Annotated in this window: 4 protein-coding genes; 2 read left to right on the top strand and 2 right to left on the bottom strand. The window is 73.6% G+C overall.

What is annotated here, in order from left to right:
• On the bottom strand, nucleotides 1–747 hold a 747-nt coding region (locus tag ACFVXK_RS37940; protein WP_389621750.1), incomplete at its 3' end, for a helix-turn-helix domain-containing protein.
• Nucleotides 748–952: 205 nt separating this feature from the next.
• On the opposite strand from ACFVXK_RS37940, the gene ACFVXK_RS37935 reads away from it, so the two are divergent.
• Together ACFVXK_RS37935 and ACFVXK_RS37930 are read left to right on the top strand one after the other, a co-directional pair.
• A complete protein-coding gene (locus ACFVXK_RS37935; protein ID WP_389621747.1) occupies nucleotides 953–1726 on the top strand; it encodes an SDR family oxidoreductase in 774 nt (257 codons plus the stop codon).
• A gap of 152 nt (nucleotides 1727–1878) precedes the next feature.
• On the top strand, nucleotides 1879–2232 hold the full coding sequence (locus ACFVXK_RS37930) for a YrdB family protein (RefSeq protein WP_389621744.1): 354 nt from the start codon (nucleotides 1879–1881) through the stop codon (nucleotides 2230–2232).
• A 10-nt stretch (nucleotides 2233–2242) separates the two neighbouring features.
• Here the strand turns inward: ACFVXK_RS37930 and ACFVXK_RS37925 are convergent, their stop codons facing one another.
• Complete coding sequence (locus ACFVXK_RS37925; protein WP_389621753.1) at nucleotides 2243–2983, bottom strand: SDR family NAD(P)-dependent oxidoreductase; 741 nt, start codon at nucleotides 2981–2983, stop codon at nucleotides 2243–2245.
• Nucleotides 2984–3038 lie beyond the last annotated feature (55 nt).

Genomic DNA, 3038 nt, shown 5'->3' with positions numbered 1-3038 from the left:
GCCGCGGGCCGGCCCGCGCGCCCCGTCCTCCCGCAGCACCCCGGGCGTCAGCCCGGTGGCGCGCCGCAGGGCCCGCGTGAGGTGGCTCTGATCGGCGAAACCGTGCGACACGGCGATGTCGGCGATGCTCGCGTCGGTGTGCAGCAGGGCGTTCTGGGCCCGCTCGACGCGCTGGCGCAGCACGTACTGGTGCGGGCTCTCCCCGACCGAGGCCCGGAACAGCCGGTTGAGGTGGGCGGTGCTGACCCCGGCGACCGCCGACAGCTCCTCCAGGGTGATGCGCCGGCCGAGGTGGAGGTGGATGTAGTCGCGCAGCTCCGCCAGGCGCCGGGCCGGCAGACCGCCCCCGCGCGCCGGAGGGCCGCCCCCGGCCGTACACCGCCGCAGCACGACGGCGGCGGCCGCCTGGACCAGCGACTGCGCGTACAGCCCGTCCACCGGGCGACCGGACTCGTACTCCCCGACGAGCCGCTGCACCAGCAGCGTCAGCAGCGGGTCGGTGAAGTGGAAGTCCGGAGCGAGCTCCAGCGGCCCGCGCACCCGCGCCCCGCTCTCCCGCGCGTACGCCTCCAGCCAGCCCGGGCCGACGGCGAGCAGCAGCAGCTCCACGTCCTCCTGCCAGCGCGGCCGGGAGGCGTAACCGGCGGAGTTGACGAGGGCCTCGCCGCTGTGGAAGCGGGCCCGGCGGGTGGCGCGACCACGCCCACGATTCTGCCCGTCCCCCCACGGCGGTGCGAGTGATGCCACTGTACGCACAGGTTCGCGTGCGGACGGTGACCGCGGCGTGCCGTCGTCGTCCCCTGCGGGTGATGCGCGGATCGTCCCACCGTGCGCGCGGATCGTCCAAGAACGCGCCCGCGGTCCCCGTGCATGCTGCGGAACACGGGCGCAGTGGTCCCACTCGTCCCCGGGGCGGTCACCGCCCCACCCGTGCTCTGTGAAGGAGAACGTCATGGCGAACCACCCCGCCACCCCCACCAAGACGCTGGCCGGCAAGGTCGCCTTCGTCGGCGGCGCCTCCCGCAACCTCGGCGGGCTGATCAGCACGACCATCGGCGCCGAGGGCGCCAAGGTGGCGGTCCACTACAACAGCCCCTCGTCCAAGGCCAAGGCGGAGGACGTCGTCGCGGAGATCAACGCCGGACCCGGCGAGGCCTTCGCGATCCAGGCCGACCTCACCCAGGTCGCGGAGGTCGAGCGGGTCTTCGACGAGGTCGTCACGCGCTTCGGGAAGCTCGACATCAGCGTCAACACCGCGGGCATGGTGCTGAAGAAGCCCCTCACCGAGATCTCGGAGGAGGAGTACGACCGGATGTTCGCGGTCAACTCCAAGGCCGCGTTCTTCGTGATGCGCGAGGCCGCCCGCCGGATGGAGGACGGCGGCAAGATCATCACCATCGTGACCTCCCTGCTCGCCGCCTACACCGGCCTGTACTCCTCCTACGCCGGCAGCAAGGCCCCCGTCGAGCACTTCACCCGCGCGCTGTCCAAGGAGCTGTTCGGCCGCAACATCTCCGTCAACAACATCGCCCCCGGCCCGATGGACACCTCCTTCTTCTACCCGGCCGAGGACGCCGACTCCGTCGCCTACCACAAGTCCTCCGCGATGAACGGCGACCTCACCAAGATCGAGGACATCGTCCCGTGGGTGCGGCACATGCTCACCGACGGCTGGTGGGCCAACGGCCAGACCCTCTTCCTCAACGGCGGCTACACCACCCGCTGACCCCCACCCGGCCGAGGGCCCCTCGCGCCACCGCGCAGGGGCCCTCGCGGCTGCCCCAACCCGCTTCCTTCCTTGGCCTGTTCACGACCACCCCCGGCCTGATCTAATGCATCGACCGTTCGCCGTCCGCCCCACGAAAGGCACCCCGGCCGATGCTCCCCACCCCGCTCCACCTCGTCAACGAGGGCCTGGCCTTCCTCATGGAACTGGCCGGGCTGGCACTGCTGGCCTGGTGGGGGTGGTCCACCGGCCAGAACACGGTGCTGCGGATCCTGCTCGCCGTCGGCGCGCCCGCGCTCGCGGCCACCGCCTGGGGCCTGTTCGCCGCCCCCAAGGCCACCTTCACCGTGCCCCTCGCGGCCGTGCTCGTGGTGAAGGCCCTCTTCTTCGGCTCCGCGGCGGCCGCCCTGTACTCCCTCGGCCGCACCCGGCCCGCCCTCGTCTTCGCCGCCGTCGCCGTGGTCAACACCGCCCTCGCGGAACTGGACCGCCACCACCGCCGCTGACCGCGAACGGCTACTGGGCCAGGTAGCCGCCGTCGACGGGGAGGACCGCCCCGGTGATGAAGGAGGCGGCGTCGGAGGCGAGGAAGGCGATCGCGCGGGCCACCTCCTCGGGCTCGCCGAGGCGGCCGACCGGGTGGAGGCCCGCGATGCGGTCGAGGTACTCGGAGCCGCCGGGCTCGTCCGCGAGGCGCCGGACGCGTTCGGTGCGGATGGTGCCGGGGGCCACCGCGTTCACCCGGATCCCGCGGGCGGCCCACTCCACCGCGAGGTGCTTGGTGAGCCCGGAGGCGACGAACTTGGCCGGTCCGTAGGCGGCTTGACGGGCCTGGCCGGCCACGCCGGAGATCGAGGAGACGCACACCACGGCCCCGCCCGTCTCCTGCTCGGCCATCCGGGCGACGGCGTACTTGCAGGAGAGGAACATCCCGCGGCCGTCGACGGCCATCACCCGGTCCCAGTCCTCGGCGCTGGTCTCCAGCAGGTCCGACAGCGGCAGGATCCCGGCGTTCGCGACCAGCACGTCCAGCCCGCCGCCCGCCGCCACCGCCGCGCCCGTCATCCGCTCGGCGTCCGCGGGCCGGGACACGTCCCCGGTCACCACGGTCACCCCCTGCGCGTCGCCCCGGTCGGCGCAGTCGCGGCGCAGCGCGGTCAGCCCCGCCGTGTCCAGGTCGGCGGCGGTGACCCGGCCGCCGAGCCGGGAGAAGAGGGCCGCGGTGGCCCGTCCGATACCGCTGGCCGCGCCCGTCACCAGGCACGACCTGCCGGCCAGATCGACCAGTCCGCCAGCCTGCACGGCGCACCGC

The sequence above is a fragment of the Streptomyces sp. NPDC058157 genome (assembly GCF_042884105.1).
GTDB lineage: Bacteria > Actinomycetota > Actinomycetes > Streptomycetales > Streptomycetaceae > Streptomyces.
Note: the sequence above shows the minus strand (reverse complement) of the source record. Positions and strands in the feature narration are given on the sequence as shown.

Excerpts from the sequence above, each read along its gene's own strand:
- ACFVXK_RS37935 (WP_389621747.1), top strand. The coding sequence starts at position 953 with ATGGCGAACCACCCCGCCACCCCCACCAAGACGCTGGCCGGCAAGGTC.
- ACFVXK_RS37930 (WP_389621744.1), top strand. The coding sequence starts at position 1,879 with ATGCTCCCCACCCCGCTCCACCTCGTCAACGAGGGCCTGGCCTTCCTC.